We start from the raw sequence: 18,242 nt of genomic DNA, 5'->3' as shown, positions 1-18,242 counted from the left end.
GAATGAATATGAAAAATGAGCTTCATGTAATCTCAAATGGTCACATGTCATTCGAAGAGTTAGTGAATGTAGCGATGCAAATTGAAAGTGAGATTGATTATTTGCATATTCGTGAACGTGAGAAAAGTACGAAGGAATTGTATGAAGGTGTGGAAAGTCTTTTGAAGAAAGGCTTTACGGCATCGAAAATAGTGATAAATGATCGAATTGATATTGCTATTTTATTAAACATTCCGCGCGTGCAGCTAGGATATCGAAGCGCAAATGTAAGGTCAGTGAAAGAAAAGTTTTCTTATTTGCATGTCGGTTATTCTGTGCATTCCTTAGAAGAGGCAATCGATGCATTTAAGAATGGAGCGGATTCACTCGTCTATGGTCATGTATTTCCGACAGATTGTAAAAAAGGTGTGCCAGCGAGAGGGCTTGAAGAAGTTTCAGACATTGCAAAGTGTTTATCCATACCGATTACAGCAATTGGAGGAATCACCACGGAAAACACAGGGGATGTTCTTACTAACGGTGTCAGTGGTATTGCTGTTATGTCTGGGATTATAAGTAGTAGTAATCCATATAGCAAAGCAAAATCTTATAAGGAATCAATAAGAAAGTGGGCGGAAAAACATGTGTAAGAAGTATGATGTAGCGATTATTGGCGGAGGTGTAATTGGTAGTTCAGTTGCACATTTTCTAGCAGAAAGAGGACATAAAGTAGCGATTGTAGAGAAGCAAAGAATTGCATCTGAAGCCTCGAAAGCAGCCGCTGGTTTACTTGGGGTTCAGGCAGAATGGGATGCGTATGACCCACTATTTGAACTTGCTAGAGAAAGCCGTGCTATATTTCCACAACTTGCAGAAGTTTTACGTGAAAAAACAGGCATCGATATTGGGTATGAAGAGAAAGGCATTTATCGCATTGCCCAAAATGAAGATGAGAAGGAAAGAATTCTTCACATTATGGATTGGCAGCAGAAAACAGGTGAAGATTCTTATTTTCTAACAGGCGACCTTTTACGAGAGAAAGAGCCGTTTCTATCTGAGTCAATTATAGGTGCTGTATATTATCCAAAAGACGGTCATGTTATTGCACCAGAGCTTACGAAAGCATTCGCACATTCCGCGTCATTCTCGGGTGCTGATATATATGAACAGACAGAAGTGTTTGATATTCGTATTGAAAATAATAAAGTGACTGGGATTGTTACAGGCGAAGGTATTATCGCGTGCGAGAAGGTTGTGATTGCGGGTGGTTCATGGAGCACGAAGTTACTAGGTTATTTTCACCGCGAATGGGGTACATATCCAGTTAAAGGAGAAGTAGTAGCGGTAAGAAGTAGAAAACCACTTTTAAAGGCGCCTATTTTCCAAGAAAGATTTTACATTGCCCCAAAGCGTGGTGGACGTTACGTAATTGGAGCAACGATGAAGCCTCATACGTTTAATAAAACAGTGCAACCAGAAAGTATTACTTCTATATTAGAGCGTGCTTATACAATATTGCCAGCTTTAAAAGAAGCAGAGTGGGAAAGCACATGGGCAGGATTAAGGCCACAATCAAATCATGAAGCTCCTTATATGGGAGAGCATGAAGAAATAAAAGGTTTATATGCTTGTACTGGACATTATCGAAATGGCATTTTATTAAGCCCGGTTTCTGGTCAGTATATGGCTGATTTAATAGAAGGAAAGCAGGAGAATCACTTGCTAGATTCATTGCTTTCTAAACCGGTTTAGAAAGGGGATGGAAGTTTGAATTTAAAAATTAATGGTAATCAAATGGAAGTGCCAGAGAGTGTAAAAACAGTGGCTGAGCTACTTACACATTTAGAGTTAGATAACAGAATTGTAGTAGTAGAGCGTAATAAAGATATTTTACAAAAAGATGATCATACAGATACATCTGTTTTTGATGGAGACCAAATTGAGATTGTAACTTTCGTAGGAGGCGGTTGATTATGTTAAACATTGGACCATTTTCATTTCATTCTAGACTTTTATTAGGAACAGGGAAATTCCCTGATTTTGATGTACAGCAAAAGGCAATTGATGTATCTGAGGCTGAGGTTTTAACGTTCGCAGTACGTCGTATGGATATATTTGATGCAAAGCAGCCTAATTTATTAGAGAAACTTGATGTGAAAAAATATAAGTTATTACCGAATACGGCTGGAGCAAAAAATGCTGAAGAAGCTGTTCGTATTGCAAAATTAGCAAAAGCTTCGGGGCTTTGCGATATGATCAAAGTAGAAGTTATTGGTGATGATAGAACGTTATTACCTGATCCAGTAGAAACGTTAAAGGCATCTGAAATGTTACTAGAAGAAGGGTTTATCGTTCTTCCGTATACATCTGATGATGTTGTATTAGCACGTAAATTACAAGAACTAGGTGTGCATGCAATTATGCCAGGAGCATCACCAATCGGTTCAGGGCTTGGTATTGTAAATCCATTAAATTTAAGTTTCATTATTGAACAAGCGACAGTGCCAGTTATCGTTGACGCTGGTATCGGTAGCCCGGCTGATGCGGCATTTGCGATGGAATTAGGAGCGGATGGTGTGTTATTAAATACGGCTGTATCGGGAGCAAAAGATCCAATAAAAATGGCACAAGCAATGAAATTAAGTATTGAAGCAGGACGGTTAGGATTTGAAGCGGGGCGTATTGCACGTAAACGTTGTGCAACAGCAAGCAGTCCTTTAGAAGGAATGAGCGTAGTTGAATAATCGATATTCTCGCCAAGAATTATTTTCTCCAATTGGAGAAGATGGGCAACGAAAGATAAGAGAAAAGCATGTACTCATTATCGGTGCAGGTGCATTAGGTAGTGCAAATGCAGAGATGTTTGTAAGAGCAGGTGTTGGCACAGTAACGATTGTTGACCGAGATTATGTCGATTGGAGTAATTTACAAAGGCAACAATTGTACGCAGAGAGTGATGTAGAAAATAATCTTCCGAAGGCTGTAGCGGCAAAAAAACGTCTAGCAGAGATCAATCGTGAAGTAAGAGTAGAGGCTCTCGTTCAAGATGTAACAGCTGAGGAATTAGAAGAGCTTGTTACAAACGTAGATGTAATGATTGATGCAACTGATAATTTCGAAACACGTTTTATTGTGAATGATATAGCGCAAAAACATTCTATTCCATGGATTTACGGAGCATGTGTAGGGAGTTACGGCCTTTCTTACACAATTCTCCCTAGTAAAACGCCATGTTTATCTTGTTTATTACAATCGATTCCGCTTGGCGGGGCGACATGTGATACAGCGGGCATTATATCACCTGCTGTATCTCTCGTCGTTTCTCATCAAGTAACGGAAGCTCTTAAATTGTTAGTGGAAGATTATGAATCACTTCGAGATGGACTTGTGTCGTTTGATGTGTGGAAGAATGAATATTCATGTATGAATGTGCAAAAGCTTCGTAAGCATAATTGTCCTTCGTGCGGAGAGAGTGCGATATACCCGTATTTAAATAAAGAAAACACATCGAAAACAGCAGTTTTATGCGGGAGAAATACAGTTCAAATTAGGCCACCTCATAAAGAAGAAATGGATTTTGAACGATACAAAGAGCTGCTGAAAGATCGCGTAAATGATTTAAATGTAAATCCATATTTATTATCATTTTCAGTTGAAGAAAAGAGATTAGTTGCTTTCAAAGATGGACGTGTACTAGTACATGGAACGAAAGATATAAGCGAAGCAAAAACAATTTATCATCGCTATTTTGGATAGAAAAGGATGAGTGGGATGAAAGTAAATAAAGCTTTAACAATTGCAGGATCTGATAGTGGAGGCGGTGCCGGCATTCAAGCAGATTTAAAAACATTCCAAGAGCTTGGTGTGTATGGGATGACGGCTATTACGGCAATTACTGCTCAAAATACGCTGGGCGTTCAAGGGGTATATCCAGTTCCGTTAGAAGGTATTACGGAACAGCTGAATTCAATTGGTACGGATTTAACACCAGATGCTGTGAAACTAGGAATGTTATTTAGCAGTGAAATTATTCAAATTGTAGCAGAACATATTAATAAATTTGGGTGGAATAATATTGTACTAGATCCTGTTATGATTGCTAAGGGCGGTGCATCATTATTACAACAAGAAGCAGTACAAGCATTAAAGGAATATTTATTACCAGTAGCAACAGTTGTAACGCCGAATGTTCCTGAAGCAGAAGTGTTAACTGGGATGGAAATTCATAATGTTGAAGATAGTAAGGAAGCTGCGAAAGTACTGCATGAATTAGGTGCGAAATACGTACTTATGAAGGGCGGCCATGCAGAGTATCAAGGTAATGAAGTAATTGATTTACTCTTTGATGGGAAAACGTTTATCGAATTTAGAAGTGAACGAATTCCTTCAAAGCAAACGCACGGAAGCGGGTGCACATTTGCTTCAGCGGTTACAGCAGGACTTGCGAAAGGCTACTCGATTGAAGAGGCAGTTCAAGAAGCAAAACGATTTATTAGTATAGCAATTGAAGAGCCGTTGAATATTGGTAGTGGTCATGGACCGACGAATCATTTTGCATATAAATTGAATAAAACGCGTGCTTAGGTAAGTAAAAAGTCAGTTTTATAACTGGCTTTTTTTCTGTTTACTTTTTCCAAATACAGGAGTAATATATCAGCCAGAATATATTTTTTTGTAAACGCTGAGTCCGATTGTATGGAGCGGAGGAACCAATTTGTGCAGTGTCACTAGGGGTGAATCTTTCAATTTTGAAAGTAGGGCTACTCTCAAAGCCCGAATCCGACAGCTAACTTCGTAAGCGTCTTGAGAGAGGACGGTGCCATGATGGATACATCACTTCATCGATCTGATTAGTATAGGGGAATATCAATCTATGTTTGAGTTCTTTTATGCTAAGGAGGATGAGGTACATGGAACTAACACTTATTTGTGTTGGAGAAGAAAGCAAGGTAAATAGTTTAATAGATTTAGTAGCATTTCAACATGAGTTAATTATTTTTACAGCAAATGAAGAGATAGCGGCTGAAGTGAGGAATTGTGGGTTTGATTGGACGTATAGTTGTAGTAAGGAGCAGGATTTTACTAGTATTTGTGAGTGTATTAAGAAGGTGATTTTACTAGGGGATGAGCTTCCAATTATTAGTTTCTTTACAGAACACATTCGCTTTTCTTTTCAAGCACCTATTACTGTTGTTACAAGGAATAAACGATATCCAGCGAGGCTCTATGAAACAATTGGAGCTACATTTGTCGTGTTTACAAATTGTGATAATATTTCTTTTTTATTTTTTGAATAGGGCGGGGGAGAAGAAGATGAAGGTGTTGTTATTAGGAGATATAGCGAATCGTTGGGCGGTATCGGTAGAGCGAGTTCAAGAATTGGTGATGCTTGATCCTATTTTTCCAAGGCCCTATATTATATTGCCATCGAAAGACGCTTTATATTTAAAAACAGATGTTATCGAATATGAGCAACTACATGCAGAATTGTCACAAGTTTATATTCGCGGGAGAAATTTACGTGCTTTTTTACGAGGAGAATAAATAGTGAATAAAAAAGAGCGAATGCTAAGTGCAACAAGCTATGCACTTCATGTCATTCGCTCTTTTTATTTCGTATTTAAAAGATCATTTATGTGAAAAAGAAAGAAAAGACGAGAAAACAGATGAAAGAATATTAATAATACTCAATGTAAGCGTTTAAACAGACGGATATTTTCTTATTTTCAGTAATTTGCCTCTTTACAAGTGAAATATAGAGGAGTATATTTACTCTCATAAATCATTCATAAAATTTCCAAAAAAACCTAAAATCGCTGAGTTCCAGAAATGGAGCGGGGGAACCAATTTTGTGCATCGTCACTTGGGGTGAATCTTTCAGTTTTGAAAGTAGGGCTACTCTTTAGGCCCGAATCCGACAGCTAACCTCGTAAGCGTTTAGAGAGGAGGTTTACTTTGTGTTGTTCATTTCGAACACTAAGTAGAGCTTAGTGTTCTTTTTTTGATAACTAAATGGTAAATTTTAACAAAAGGTGAGGGGTAGTTATGTTAGATGTTGTAATGATCGGGATTTTTGTTGTGTTAGTCGCATCGATGGCAAGTCTTGCAAGTTGGTCAGATAAAGTTGTGAAAGAAGGGAAGCAATCATGATGATTGCCTTATCGGTTATTGTTGCAGCAATTACGGTGTACTTAGTGTATGCATTATTAAATCCAGAGAAGTTTTAATTAGGGGGAATCATTCATTATGATTTGGGTCGCAGTTGTTATTACCATGCTGTTGTTTATTCTTGTGGCAAAGCCAATGGGGATATATTTAGAGAAAGCCTTTCAAGGTAGTCAAAAGCTAGATAAAGTATTCGGGCCTTTTGAAAAACTTATTTTTAAAATTACGGGTGTAAAAGAATACAATCAAACGTGGAAACAGTACGCATTGTCATTAGTTTTATTAAATGGATTTATGATTGTTGTCGTATATTTCATTTTCAGACTACAAGGAGTATTGCCATTAAATCCAGCACACATTGAAGGAATGGAGCCTACGCTTGCTTTTAATACAGCAATTAGTTTTATGGCTGATACAAACTTACAGCATTATAGCGGTGAAAATGGTTTATCTTATTTATCACAATTAATCGGAATTACATTTTTAATGTTTGCAGCACCGGCAACGACGTTAGCACTCGTTATGGCATTTATAAGAGGGCTCGCTGGAAAAGAACTCGGTAACTTTTTCGTTGATTTTACGAGAGCACTAACGAGAGTATTTCTTCCTATCGCATTTATTGCGGCGCTAGTCTTTGTCACACTCGGTGTACCACAAACGTTAGACGGTGCAGTTACGGCACAAACGATTGATGGGGCAAAGCAAAGTATATTACGCGGGCCAGTTGCATCATTTGTTTCCATTAAGGAACTTGGGAATAACGGCGGTGGATTTTTCGGAGCAAACTCTACACATCCTTTTGAAAATCCAGGACAAATGAGTAATATTTTGCAAATGATGCTTATGATGCTATTGCCAACAGCACTTCCATTTACGTACGGACGAATGGTAGGGAATAAAAAACAAGGTCGTATCCTTTTCGTATCACTATTTATGGTGTTTTTACTTGGATTTATAACGATTACGACATCGGAATTACATGGAAATCCAGCGTTAAATGGAATGGGTATCGAACATGTACAAGGAAGTACAGAAGGAAAAGAAGTCCGATTTGGAACAGTATTTTCTTCTCTTTATGCGACTGTAACGACAGCTGCTGAAACAGGGGCTGTTAATACGATGCATGATACATTAACACCAATTGGCGGTCTAGTTCCACTCGTAAATATGATGTTAAACACAGTATATGGCGGTGTTGGAGCAGGTTTTGTAAACATTATTATGTATGCCATTATTGCAGTATTTATATCTGGCTTAATGGTTGGACGGACACCGGAGTTTTTAGGTAAGAAAATTGAAGGTAAGGAAATGAAATTAATTGCGGTAACGATTTTATTCCATCCATTGCTTATTTTAGGATTTTCAGCATTAGCTCTTTCAACAAGTTTAGGAACAGATGCTATCTCACATTCCGGTTTCCACGGTTTAACGCAAGTTGTATATGAATACACATCGTCAGCTGCGAATAACGGATCTGGATTTGAAGGTTTAGCAGATAATACACCGTTTTGGAATATTACAACTGGTTTAGTTATGTTTTTAGGACGCTATTTCAGTTTAATTACGATGTTAGCTGTGGCAGCTTCGTTGAAAGAGAAGACGGTAGTACCAGAAACAGTCGGAACGTTCCGTACAGATAATGGTTTATTTGGTGGCATCTTCATCGGAACGATTGTAATTGTCGGTGCGTTAACATTCTTCCCGATGTTAGTACTTGGCCCAATTGCAGAATTTCTTACATTGAAGTAATGGAGGGTAAATGATGAGACCGGTAGTAGTAAAAGAAAAACAAGTAAATCAGTCACAAATACATGCTATAGAAGATGAGGTTAGACAAGCGAAAACGATGGATCGTGATATCGTAACACATGCGATGAAACAATCTTTTGCGAAATTGAATCCGAAAGTCATGATAAAGAATCCGATTATGTTCGTTGTGGAAATTGGATTTATCATTACGTTCATTTTATCGTTTCTTCCAAGTAGTGCTAGTAGTGTACCAGGGTGGTTTAATATAACAGTTTCTCTCATTCTCTTATTTACAGTTTTATTTGCTAACTTTGCAGAGGCGTTAGCAGAAGGGCGGGGGAAAGCGCAAGCCGATTCTTTAAAACAGTCGAAGAAAGATGTGTTTGCAAATGTGGTGAAAGAAAATGGGGACATTGTTCAAGTTTCAGCAACTGATTTGAGAAAAGGTGACGTTGTTATTGTAAAGCAAGGTGAGATGATCCCAAGTGATGGTGAAGTAATGAAAGGGTTAGCTTCTGTAGATGAATCTGCGATTACAGGTGAATCAGCTCCTGTAATAAAAGAAGCGGGCGGTGATTTTTGTTCCGTAACAGGCGGAACGATGGTCGTAAGTGATGAGATTACAATTGTCATTACGAGTAATCCTGGTGAATCATTTATTGATAAAATGATTTCGTTAGTAGAAGGCGCTGCTCGTCAAAAAACGCCGAATGAAATTGCTTTAAATACAGTATTAACGAGCTTAACGCTTATTTTCTTAATCGTTGTTGTGACGTTGCCGATCTTTACAAACTATTTAGGGTTTCAAATTGATACAGCTGTACTTGTCGCATTGTTAGTTTGTTTAATTCCAACGACAATTGGTGGGTTGTTATCAGCAATTGGTATTGCTGGGATGGACCGGGTGACAAAGTTCAATGTGTTAGCGATGTCGGGTAAAGCAGTAGAAGCTGCAGGTGATATTAATACAATTATTTTAGATAAAACAGGTACGATTACTTTCGGGAACCGAATGGCACATACATTACTTCCTGTAGGAAATGAAACGATTGAGCAAGTAGGAAAATGGGCTGCGATTAGTTCAGTTTTAGATGAAACACCAGAAGGTCGATCAGTTATAGAATATGTAAAAACGAAGTCTATATCATATAATCGAGAAATTGCAGAACAAGGTGAATTTGTTCCATTTAAAGCAGAAACGAGAATGAGTGGTGTTGATTTACAGGACGGAACGAAAGTGAGGAAAGGTGCTGTAGGTAGCGTTATTGAATGGGTTCAGTCACAAGGTGGAACGATTCCGAAAGATGTAAATCAAAAAGCAGATTTCATTTCAAAAGAGGGCGGGACACCACTTGTAGTTGCAGTGGATAATCGTATTTACGGTTTAATTTATTTAAAGGATACAGTAAAACCTGGTATGCGTGAGCGTTTTGAACAATTGCGTCAAATGGGGATTAAAACAGTTATGTGTACAGGCGATAACCCATTAACAGCAGCGACAATTGCAAAAGAAGCAGGGGTAGATGAATTCGTTGCTGAGTGTAAACCAGAAGATAAAATTGCGGTTATTAAAGCAGAGCAAGATAAAGGGAAACTTGTAGCGATGACAGGTGATGGTACAAATGATGCGCCGGCACTAGCGCAGGCTGACGTTGGATTAGCAATGAATAGTGGTACGACAGCTGCGAAAGAAGCAGCGAATATGATTGATTTAGATTCGAACCCGACAAAAATTATTGAGGTTGTAGGAATCGGTAAGCAATTGTTAATGACGCGTGGTGCGTTAACGACGTTTAGTATTGCGAATGATATCGCAAAATATTTTGCAATCATTCCAGCGATGTTTACACTTGCGATTCCGCAAATGGAAGCATTAAACATTATGAAACTAACATCACCACTGTCAGCGATTTTATCAGCACTAATATTTAATGCTGTTATTATTCCGTTACTCATTCCGTTAGCGATGAAAGGTATCGCATATAAACCGATGAGTTCGAATGCACTACTTGGCCGAAACCTACTTATTTATGGACTTGGTGGGGTTATTGTACCGTTCATTGGAATTAAAGTAATTGATATAATTGTCGGCTTGTTTATATAAGGAAGAGGGGAAAAAGATGGCGAAGAAACAAAGTATACTATCACCAATTGTCCGCATTACTTTTACATTTTTAGTGTTGTGCGGCCTTGTATACCCGCTTATTGTTACTGGTATTGCACAAGCAGTAATGAAGGATAATGCGGATGGAAGTCTAATATATAATGATAAAAATGAAGTGATTGGTTCTACATTAATCGGTCAAAATTTCACAGATCCACGTTATTTTCATGGGCGTGTTTCTAGTATTGAATATAAGGCAGAAGCATCTGGTTCAAATAACTATGCACCGTCTAATCCAGATTTAGAGAAACGAGTAGAGAAAAGTATTGAAGAGTGGAAGAAACAAAACCGGGCTGTTCCAGTTACAGAAGTGCCGATCGATTTAGTGACAAATTCAGGTTCAGGGCTTGATCCTGATATTAGTCCGAAGGCAGCTTCTGTACAGGTAGAGCGTATCTCGAAAATAACGAAAATTCCGAAAGAAACGTTAAATCAATTGATTAAAGATCAAACGGAAGGTGCGGCACTTGGCTTATTTGGAGAAAACCGCGTGAACGTCCTAAAGTTAAATTTAGAATTAAAGAAACTAATGAAATAGTAACAGTGCTACCTCAATCTAACGGATTGAGGTAGCGTTGTTTCGAAAGAAAGGTTGTGAATGTGTTGTATGCGGATGACTATAAACCGACGTTTCAAAGGCGAACACCAGAAGAGTATTTAGAATATATTCGTCAGCAAAACCGCGGGAAGTTAAAGCTATATGTAGGAGCAGCTCCAGGAGTAGGGAAAAGTTATAAAATGCTCTTTGATGCAAGAGAGATGAAAAAAGACGGTATGGATATTGTAATTGGTTTAATTGAAACGCATGGAAGAAAAGAGACAGAAGAAGCAATTGCTGATTTAGAAAAAATTCCTTTAAAAGAAATAGATTATAAAGGGAAAGTATTTTATGAACTCGATGTAGAAGGAATTATAAAACGTGCACCACAAGTAGTTGTTGTGGATGAACTTGCGCATAGTAATATTCCTGGATCTAAAAATAAGAAACGTTATATGGATGTACAGGAATTGCTAGATGCTGGTATATCCGTATTATCAGCGTTTAATATTCAACATTTAGAAAGCGTACATGACATTGTAGCTCAAATTACTAATGTAAAAGTAAGAGAGCGTATTCCAGATTTTATTTTACAAAAAGCAAATGAAATTCAGCTCGTTGATGCAACGCCGGAAGTATTAAGGAAGAGATTAATAGACGGGAAGATATATAAGGAAGAAAAAATAGAGCAAAGCTTACAAAATTTCTTTACGCTTAATAATTTAGGGGCACTAAGAGAATTATCGCTTCGTGAAGTGGCAGATGATATGGACGAGAAAATTAGCCAAACCGTTATAGAACCGATTGGTGTAAAAGAAAAAATTCTTGTTTGTGTACAATACAGTTCAACAGCAGAGAAGTTAATACGAAGAGGTTGGCGTATGGCAGATCGGTTAAATGCTGAATTGTATGTCTTAAATGTAGAGCGGGAAAATATAGATTCACTTTCAGCAGGGAAAAAGCAAACGATTGAAGAGTGGAAGTTGCTAACGAATCAATTTGATGCGAGTTTTGTTTTAGAAGAGGCAAAAGGAAGAAAGCCAGCGGATGTTATTATTGAAGTCGCGAAAAGACTACAAGTAACACAAATTTTACTCGGACAATCGGCAAGAACACGTTGGGAAGAAATACGAAAAGGTTCAATTGTAAATGAAATTATGAGAGAAACGAAGTATATTGATATTCATATCGTTGCAGATCAAAGAGTTTAGAATAGAGACCATCTATAGGTCTCTATTTTGCTTTTTGTACAGCCTGAAAACATATCATTTTCATTGCGCATAAAATGATAAATAGAAATGTAATTGCACCTAGGAAGAAAATCCAAAAGTAATTTTGATTAAATACAAGAAATCCACCTACAAGTGGCCCTGTGCCCATACCGAGATAGCGGATGAAGTTGTACATACCGATGGCTGTTGCGCGTTCTTGTACGAATTCTTCCGTTAATAAAGTAGTGTGAGTTGGCATAGAAAGTCCCATGCTAAAACCGTATAAAGAGGTGCCGATAATGATGAATGGGATGTTGATGCTATATGTGAAAGAGAATAAAGTGACACATATAATATTGAAGAAACTAGTAGTGAATAAAGCTTGCTTTGTCGTGAGGCGTTTTTGCAAAAACTTGTAGCAATAACTTCCTAACATGATGGAAAGGGACATTGGTACAAATATAAGACCAATTTTACTTATAGTTAAGTGAAATAAATTTGTTAAAATACTCGGTAAAAAAACGAGGAAGCAAAAGTAAATACAAAATTGAATAAAGCCAATAAGAGTAATAGAAAATCCAGTTTTATTTTTTAAGATAAACCAGTACTTCTTTTTTGCTTGCGGTTGCTTAATTACAGTTGGTTTTGTTTCTGGAAGTAGTGAAATGTTTATAATGAATAAGAGAATGCCAAGTGTAGATAAAAACAGAAATACGGATACGTGGCCATTTATACTGCCGAGATAACCACCAATGAGAGGGCCAATCGCAGGTGCGAGAGCAAGTAACATTTGATAAAGGCTCATTGCTTCTCCGCGTTCTTTTCCTTCAAATAAATCGCCTATAATTGTTGCTGCGACTACAGGTATAGCCGCTATTCCTATAGCTTGAACAGTTCTAAAAAATAGAAATAAATAAATGTTCGCCGAAAAAGCACATCCGATTGAACCAATTGTACTAATGATTAAACTAGGGATAAGGATAGATTTTCTCCCTTTTGTATCAATTAAAGGTCCATATATGAGCTGCATAATTGCAAGAACGAATGTGAAAAGTGAAACTGTTAAATTTATAAGATAAAGAGAAGTGTGAAAAGAATCTTGAATCATAGGCAAAATAGGTGTGTAAATATTTTGAGCGAAGGAACCGAGTAAGGCACTCATACAGACAACATATAAAATGAAATTTAGTTTGGATTTTTTCATCATGTTAACCTCCTTATAATTTAGTTTCCTAGGAAACTAAATTTATTTTAACATAATTTTCTCACTTGTAAATATGAAAAAATGATTTTAAAATGGTATATAGTTAAATTGTTTCTTTGGAAACCTAGGGGGGCGAACGGATTGGAACGTACAATGAAACAAGTGGAAATACTTTCGGACATTCGTACACTTTTGCATAAAAAAGAAGAACATTTGAAAGGGCAAAATGAGAAGTTTCTTCGTGAAACAGGTATAAATGGTATGTCTTTATCTGAACTACATGTGATCGAGTGTATCGGAAAAAATGCTCTGATGAATGTAACTGCTATTACGACAGAAATGGGAATGACGAAGGGGGCAATCTCTAAAATTTGTACAAAGTTGTTTCAAAAGCAATTCGTTGAGAAGATGCAAATGTTAGATAATCAAAAAGAAATTTTCTTCCGCTTAACGGAAAGCGGAAATGAAATATATAAAGCTCATGATAAATTGCATAAACAAGCTGAAGAAAAGTGGCTGTTACTTTTAGATGGATATACGAAAGAAGAGCAAGATTTTATTCAAAGGTTTATAAAGGATGTCTCCGGTCATTTGGAAATATAATTGGAAGAAAAAACTCCTTCATTTCAAGACTTTTGAATATAATTTCTAAAAGAACTCATATATAATAGAAAAAGATACTTAACATGGTGAATAATTAAAGAGTCAATATATAAAGAGGAGAGAATAACATGCTTGAAAATACGGGGTTAGTATTAGAAGGCGGCGGTATGCGTGGTGTATATACGGGTGGGATATTAGAATACTTTATGGAACAAGATTTATATTTTCCATATGTAATCGGTGTATCAGCTGGTGCTTGTCATGCAGCGTCGTATCTTTCCAGACAAAGAAATAGAAATAAAACGGTCAATATTGATTATGCATCACACCCACAATATTTATCATATAAAAACTTATGGAGAAAACGTCAGCTATTTGATATGGATTTCATTTTTCATGAGATTCCAGAAAAGCATGTACCGTTTGATTTTGAAACATACTTTAATAGCCCAGAGCGTTTCCTTGTAGGGACGACGGATTGTGAAACAGGAAGGTCTATTTATTTTGAAAAAGAAGGAACGAATGATGATGCACTAAATTTATTACAAGCATCTAGTTCATTACCTTTCATTGCACCAGTAGTAAATTACCGAGGTAAGCAATTGTTAGATGGCGGGATTTCTGATCCGATTCCAGTTCGTAAAGCACAGGAAGATGGGTTTGAAAAATCAGTCGTTATCTTGACGAGAAACCATGGTTATGCGAAGAAAAAATCAAAATTTGGCTGGATTGCATCGAAAGCTTATAAAAAATATCCGAACCTTGTTAACACGATGTTGAATCGTTATGAAGTGTATAATGAAACACTTCACTACATTGAAAAAGAAGAACAAGCTGGGAATTTATTTGTTATTCGTCCGGAAGTGCCGCTTCAAGTAGATCGTATGGAAAAAGATACAGCAAAACTACAAAATTTATATGAGCAAGGCTATGAAGATGCAAAGAGACAGTTTGCAGATTTACAGTCGTTTTTACAAAAATAAGTATGAGGCTGTGGAGAAGATTTTCTCCGCAGCCTTTTTATATTGCTACTTATACGTTACTTTTTAAAAATGTATTAATGTTTAAGTGTTTAAAGAGTTTGTAAAACATCGGGTTTCTTATTGAGGAGAATTTATTTGAAGGATATTATGATGATGTAGCGCTACTAAACTATTAAATTTATGAGGTGATTGTTAATGAAAGGAAAAGTTTTTTCAATTACGACTTTAGTAATATTAGCAACATCAATCTCAACAAATGCATTCTATCCAACTCTAAGCGGTCACAAAAGCGGTAACCTACTATCCTACAGAGCTCAAACTACTACGAATCAAAATGCATCTCGTTGTTCAGTAGCAATTTCTTTTATTAAATCAAATGGAAATAATTCATATATTGAAAGCGCTTCAGACAAATTAGGATCCCATGAATCTGGAAGAGCATTAAACGCAACTGTGAGTAATGGTGCATATAACGCCTTTGGTGCAAAAAGGACTATACTCTGAGCATTATGCTAATGAGAATAATGACTATCAAGAAGATACACACAAAGGTACTTTTGATAGTAATGGTAACTTACGATTACAGTGGTAAAAAGCATTAAACAGTTGTCTTTATAAATATTTGGATAAGGAGAAGGGGATGTTTATCATCTCCTTCTTATCTAAAAGGAGCAGAGACATGTATTTAGCTTTTAAAAATATAAAAAACAATAAACTGTTTTCAGTCATTCTTCTTATGGCATTTTTTATTTCTTTTCTTTCTATATCAATAGCCGCACTTTTAACAGAGTCTAAACGAAACTTTATATCTGCTTTTCAAATCGGTTTTCCAGAGAAGAATCAAATTTTAACTGTTCCGATAGCGAATGCAACTGAATTGGAAGAGGTAATTCCTTTCATACAAGATACTTTTGTTAGAAGTGATATTTACGTAGAGCATTTAAAAGCATTAAATAGTTCAGGGGCAACAAAGATCATAGCTGTGAACCTAAAAGATGATTATTATTGGAAGCCATATATTTCTGAAGGACAATATTTTCATCGTGAAAATGTAAGCGATATGGTTGTTGGCGATCAAACGAATGTAGAGGAGCTATATGAATTTGATGATACATATAAAAAAATAGGAACTATATCGAGAAAAGACAGTGACGTCGGTGTAGCAGGAATATACGTTCCACTTCAAAACTTACCTACTATATCTAAAAAAGGTATTATCGCGAGTAAACAATTACAATTAACAGTTGTTAATCCTACATCATCTATTCATAAAGAAATAAAAAAGTTTATGGATAGGAGTAAAGAAGTGCTTTCGGGAGATGTTCAAATACTGAATGAACGAGATCTTCAGGAACTACATGTGACACATATAGATTCAGCAAATAAGTATTATTATAAATTCATTCTTGTTGCGATTGTTTCTGGCATTTCTGCGGTTTTATTTTGGATTTATAAAAAAGAAAGAGAGATTTCATTAAAAAAAGCAGTAGGTGCTTCTAATATATCTATTTACTGCGAACTATATATTCAAATTTTGTTTATTTCTCTAGCAGCGATGTTCTTAGTTTTTATTACGTTAGAAATATTTTCGGGAACAATTCATACTTATTTTGAGACATACTTAGTAAAACCGTTAACACTATATGTATTGATATGCAATGTTGTTTTTATAATTTTTCTTACAATTTTTGTTACTGTAATTCCAATCAAGCACATTATAAATATATATCCCGGAAAACACTTAAGAACGTAGGAGGTCTTCATGTTTTTTATATTTGATTCTATACGGTCTGTGAAAAAACGATTGTTACCAAGTTTGATTATAGTAATTTCTTTAATTATTGCATTTTCTTCAGCAATAGAATTTGTTAGTAATCTTTCGGGATATCGAAAAATGATGACGGTAGCAAATAATTTATCGACGCATAAAAATTTCTATGAACTTTATGCGACGCAAGATATAACATTGTTTAGCGAAGAAAAAGCGAAAAGTGATTATCAACATTTCATTCAAGGGTTATCGAATACGATACCAATAACAAATAAAACTAATTATCTGTTCCGTAACTATTCACTTAGTTTAAAAAAAGAAAATGGAACGATAAAGACTCTTATTGTTGATAAAGATATTAATAAATACTTTCATATACGAATTTCACAAGGAAGATATTTTGAGGAATCGGAATTTCATAAATCAGTATTTGATAGTAGACCTGTTATATTAGGGGCTAATTATAGAGGAAAGGCATCTATTGGTGATATCATACCATCTGGAAAAATGAAACTAAAAGTAATTGGCTTTTTAGAAAAAAATTCAGCATTTACATATCCTCGAAGCGGTGAAATATCAGATAATCGTATTACATTATTAGATGACATGGCGATTTTACCAATTGGAACAGAAGAAATAGAGTTCTATAGTGTAGACCTTTTATACAATGGGTTAATTATAGAAACAAATGAGAAGATAAATATAAATGAATTTCAAAAGAAAGTATTAAAGGTAACAGAAGGTAAGGGGTATTCGTATTATGTTACAAATCCGGATAAATTATTAGAAAATGAAAAGCAAGGTAGTGATAATATGTCATATCCCTTATTATTAAGCGGTACAGTCTTATCTTTTTCATTTATATCTATTTTATTAACATCAATGGCCACGCTTTATATGGAACGTAAAAATATTTCTATTAAATCAGCATTAGGAGCAAGTACTTTTCAACTATGTCTTCCGTTTGTTATTGAGTATATGTTGTTATTCGTTTTATCTATATGTATAGGAATTATGTATTTTCAATGGGAGAATAGCGGAGTAATTGAAATTCAGAAAGGGCTAGAAAATAGTATGTTATCTTTCTTTGGAACGTTAAAAGTCTCTATAGAATCATTGGTTGTTATAGGTGCTTTATCACTTGTAATGATCCTCGTTATATATGCAATCATTTATTTCAATGTACTAAAAATAAAAAATACATATATGAAAGAGGTGTTATAGATGATTCAGCTCGCAAATGTGGCTAAGGGATACGGAAAGAGTAATTTTAGTGCTTTAAAAGATATTAATCTTACAATAGAAAAAGGCGAAATGATAGCCATTATGGGACCATCTGGTTCAGGGAAATCAACCTTACTTAATATTATTGGCTTAATTGATAACCCCTCTACTGGAAAGTATTTTTTAGATGGCATGGATACGAGTACATTAAAGTCAAACTATCATAAGTATAGAAATAAGGAAGTTGGATTTGTGTTTCAAAACTTTTCGCTACTAGATGATTATACAGTTATTGAAAATGTAATGCTCCCGCTTATATATAGAAAAATTTCTCATAAGAAACGTATACAAATATCAAAAGAAATGCTTGAGATGGTAGGGCTGGAGAGACATATTAATAAGTATCCCCACGAATTATCTGGAGGAGAACAGCAAAGGACAGCGATAGCGAGGGCATTAGCACAAGATACAAAAATTATACTTGCTGATGAACCGACTGGTGCTCTCGATCAAGAAAATGGAGAAAAAATTATGAGCATTTTAAAAGAGGTTCATAAACAAGGAAAAACGGTGCTAGTTGTTACACATGATCAAAAGGTAGCTGCATACTGCCAGAGGACAATATGTTTGCTTGATGGATATGTGGTGTAA

The 18,242-nt window shown here is 35.9% G+C and carries 20 protein-coding genes, 1 pseudogene and 2 riboswitches; of the genes and pseudogenes, 20 read left to right on the top strand and 1 reads right to left on the bottom strand.

Annotated features, from left to right (window positions below):
• The first annotated feature begins 8 nt into the window (after positions 1–8).
• The 14 genes from tenI (at position 9) to kdpDN (ending at position 11,806) form a co-directional block, all read left to right on the top strand.
• A complete protein-coding gene (gene tenI / locus QEP67_RS24145; RefSeq protein WP_000787184.1) occupies positions 9–629 on the top strand; it encodes a thiazole tautomerase TenI in 621 nt (206 codons plus the stop codon).
• Positions 622–1,731, top strand: coding sequence for a glycine oxidase ThiO (thiO, locus tag QEP67_RS24140; RefSeq protein ID WP_000335192.1), 1,110 nt, complete (start codon positions 622–624; stop codon positions 1,729–1,731). Before tenI ends, thiO begins: the two co-directional genes overlap by 8 nt.
• Before the next feature lie 15 nt (positions 1,732–1,746).
• A complete protein-coding gene (gene thiS, locus QEP67_RS24135) occupies positions 1,747–1,950 on the top strand; it encodes a sulfur carrier protein ThiS (protein WP_001049512.1) in 204 nt (67 codons plus the stop codon).
• A gap of 2 nt (positions 1,951–1,952) precedes the next feature.
• The gene (thiG, locus tag QEP67_RS24130) at positions 1,953–2,723 is read left to right on the top strand and encodes a thiazole synthase (RefSeq protein WP_000931990.1); all 771 of its coding nucleotides are present in this window, start codon (positions 1,953–1,955) and stop codon (positions 2,721–2,723) included.
• Entirely contained in the window at positions 2,716–3,735 is a 1,020-nt protein-coding gene (thiF, locus tag QEP67_RS24125) for a thiazole biosynthesis adenylyltransferase ThiF (protein WP_001065412.1), read from the top strand. The genes thiG and thiF overlap by 8 nt, the downstream gene beginning before the upstream one ends.
• 6 nt (positions 3,736–3,741) lie before the next feature.
• A complete protein-coding gene (gene thiD / locus QEP67_RS24120; protein ID WP_074651422.1) occupies positions 3,742–4,563 on the top strand; it encodes a bifunctional hydroxymethylpyrimidine kinase/phosphomethylpyrimidine kinase in 822 nt (273 codons plus the stop codon).
• A gap of 85 nt (positions 4,564–4,648) precedes the next feature.
• A riboswitch (cyclic di-AMP (ydaO/yuaA leader) is annotated at positions 4,649–4,796 on the top strand.
• A gap of 93 nt (positions 4,797–4,889) precedes the next feature.
• A complete protein-coding gene (locus QEP67_RS24115) occupies positions 4,890–5,276 on the top strand; it encodes a hypothetical protein (protein WP_000424073.1) in 387 nt (128 codons plus the stop codon).
• A 16-nt stretch (positions 5,277–5,292) separates the two neighbouring features.
• Positions 5,293–5,523, top strand: coding sequence for a hypothetical protein (locus QEP67_RS24110; RefSeq protein WP_000866307.1), 231 nt, complete (start codon positions 5,293–5,295; stop codon positions 5,521–5,523).
• A gap of 260 nt (positions 5,524–5,783) precedes the next feature.
• Positions 5,784–5,929: riboswitch (cyclic di-AMP (ydaO/yuaA leader) on the top strand.
• Positions 5,930–6,024: 95 nt separating this feature from the next.
• The gene (locus QEP67_RS24105; protein WP_000887889.1) at positions 6,025–6,129 is read left to right on the top strand and encodes a SipW-dependent-type signal peptide-containing protein; all 105 of its coding nucleotides are present in this window, start codon (positions 6,025–6,027) and stop codon (positions 6,127–6,129) included.
• Positions 6,126–6,206, top strand: a complete 81-nt coding sequence (gene kdpF / locus QEP67_RS24100; protein WP_000972378.1) for a K(+)-transporting ATPase subunit F — start codon at positions 6,126–6,128, stop codon at positions 6,204–6,206. Before QEP67_RS24105 ends, kdpF begins: the two co-directional genes overlap by 4 nt.
• Positions 6,207–6,225: 19 nt before the next feature.
• The gene (kdpA, locus tag QEP67_RS24095; protein ID WP_000638336.1) at positions 6,226–7,893 is read left to right on the top strand and encodes a potassium-transporting ATPase subunit KdpA; all 1,668 of its coding nucleotides are present in this window, start codon (positions 6,226–6,228) and stop codon (positions 7,891–7,893) included.
• A gap of 13 nt (positions 7,894–7,906) precedes the next feature.
• The gene (kdpB, locus tag QEP67_RS24090) at positions 7,907–9,997 is read left to right on the top strand and encodes a potassium-transporting ATPase subunit KdpB (protein WP_001248010.1); all 2,091 of its coding nucleotides are present in this window, start codon (positions 7,907–7,909) and stop codon (positions 9,995–9,997) included.
• A 16-nt stretch (positions 9,998–10,013) separates the two neighbouring features.
• Entirely contained in the window at positions 10,014–10,595 is a 582-nt protein-coding gene (kdpC, locus tag QEP67_RS24085) for a K(+)-transporting ATPase subunit C (protein ID WP_001085571.1), read from the top strand.
• A 56-nt stretch (positions 10,596–10,651) separates the two neighbouring features.
• Positions 10,652–11,806: a KdpD-like non-kinase potassium sensor gene (gene kdpDN, locus QEP67_RS24080; protein ID WP_074651424.1), complete on the top strand. Its 1,155-nt coding sequence runs from the start codon at positions 10,652–10,654 to the stop codon at positions 11,804–11,806.
• Between the two features lie 22 nt (positions 11,807–11,828).
• On the opposite strand, the gene QEP67_RS24075 is transcribed toward kdpDN, so the two are convergent.
• Positions 11,829–13,010 carry an MFS transporter gene (locus tag QEP67_RS24075; protein ID WP_000748714.1) on the bottom strand — a complete coding sequence of 394 codons (1,182 nt, stop codon included), beginning with the start codon at positions 13,008–13,010 and terminating at the stop codon, positions 11,829–11,831.
• 141 nt (positions 13,011–13,151) lie between these two features.
• Here QEP67_RS24075 and QEP67_RS24070 point away from each other — a divergent pair, with 141 nt between their 5' ends.
• The 6 genes and pseudogenes from QEP67_RS24070 (at position 13,152) to QEP67_RS24045 (ending at position 18,242) form a co-directional block, all read left to right on the top strand.
• On the top strand, positions 13,152–13,613 hold the full coding sequence (locus tag QEP67_RS24070; protein ID WP_000442576.1) for a MarR family transcriptional regulator: 462 nt from the start codon (positions 13,152–13,154) through the stop codon (positions 13,611–13,613).
• 128 nt (positions 13,614–13,741) lie between these two features.
• Entirely contained in the window at positions 13,742–14,596 is an 855-nt protein-coding gene (locus tag QEP67_RS24065; protein ID WP_000892701.1) for a patatin family protein, read from the top strand.
• Positions 14,597–14,791: 195 nt separating this feature from the next.
• A pseudogene (locus tag QEP67_RS24060) lies at positions 14,792–15,188 on the top strand (hypothetical protein).
• Positions 15,189–15,275: 87 nt separating this feature from the next.
• Positions 15,276–16,349, top strand: a complete 1,074-nt coding sequence (locus tag QEP67_RS24055) for an ABC transporter permease (protein ID WP_000280214.1) — start codon at positions 15,276–15,278, stop codon at positions 16,347–16,349.
• Between the two features lie 9 nt (positions 16,350–16,358).
• A complete protein-coding gene (locus tag QEP67_RS24050; protein WP_000465077.1) occupies positions 16,359–17,591 on the top strand; it encodes an ABC transporter permease in 1,233 nt (410 codons plus the stop codon).
• Complete coding sequence (locus tag QEP67_RS24045; protein WP_000615291.1) at positions 17,592–18,242, top strand: ABC transporter ATP-binding protein; 651 nt, start codon at positions 17,592–17,594, stop codon at positions 18,240–18,242. It begins immediately after the preceding gene.

The sequence above is a fragment of the Bacillus cereus group sp. MS39 genome, assembly GCF_040448665.1.
GTDB lineage: Bacteria > Bacillota > Bacilli > Bacillales > Bacillaceae_G > Bacillus_A > Bacillus_A wiedmannii.
Note: the sequence above shows the minus strand (reverse complement) of the source record. Positions and strands in the feature narration are given on the sequence as shown.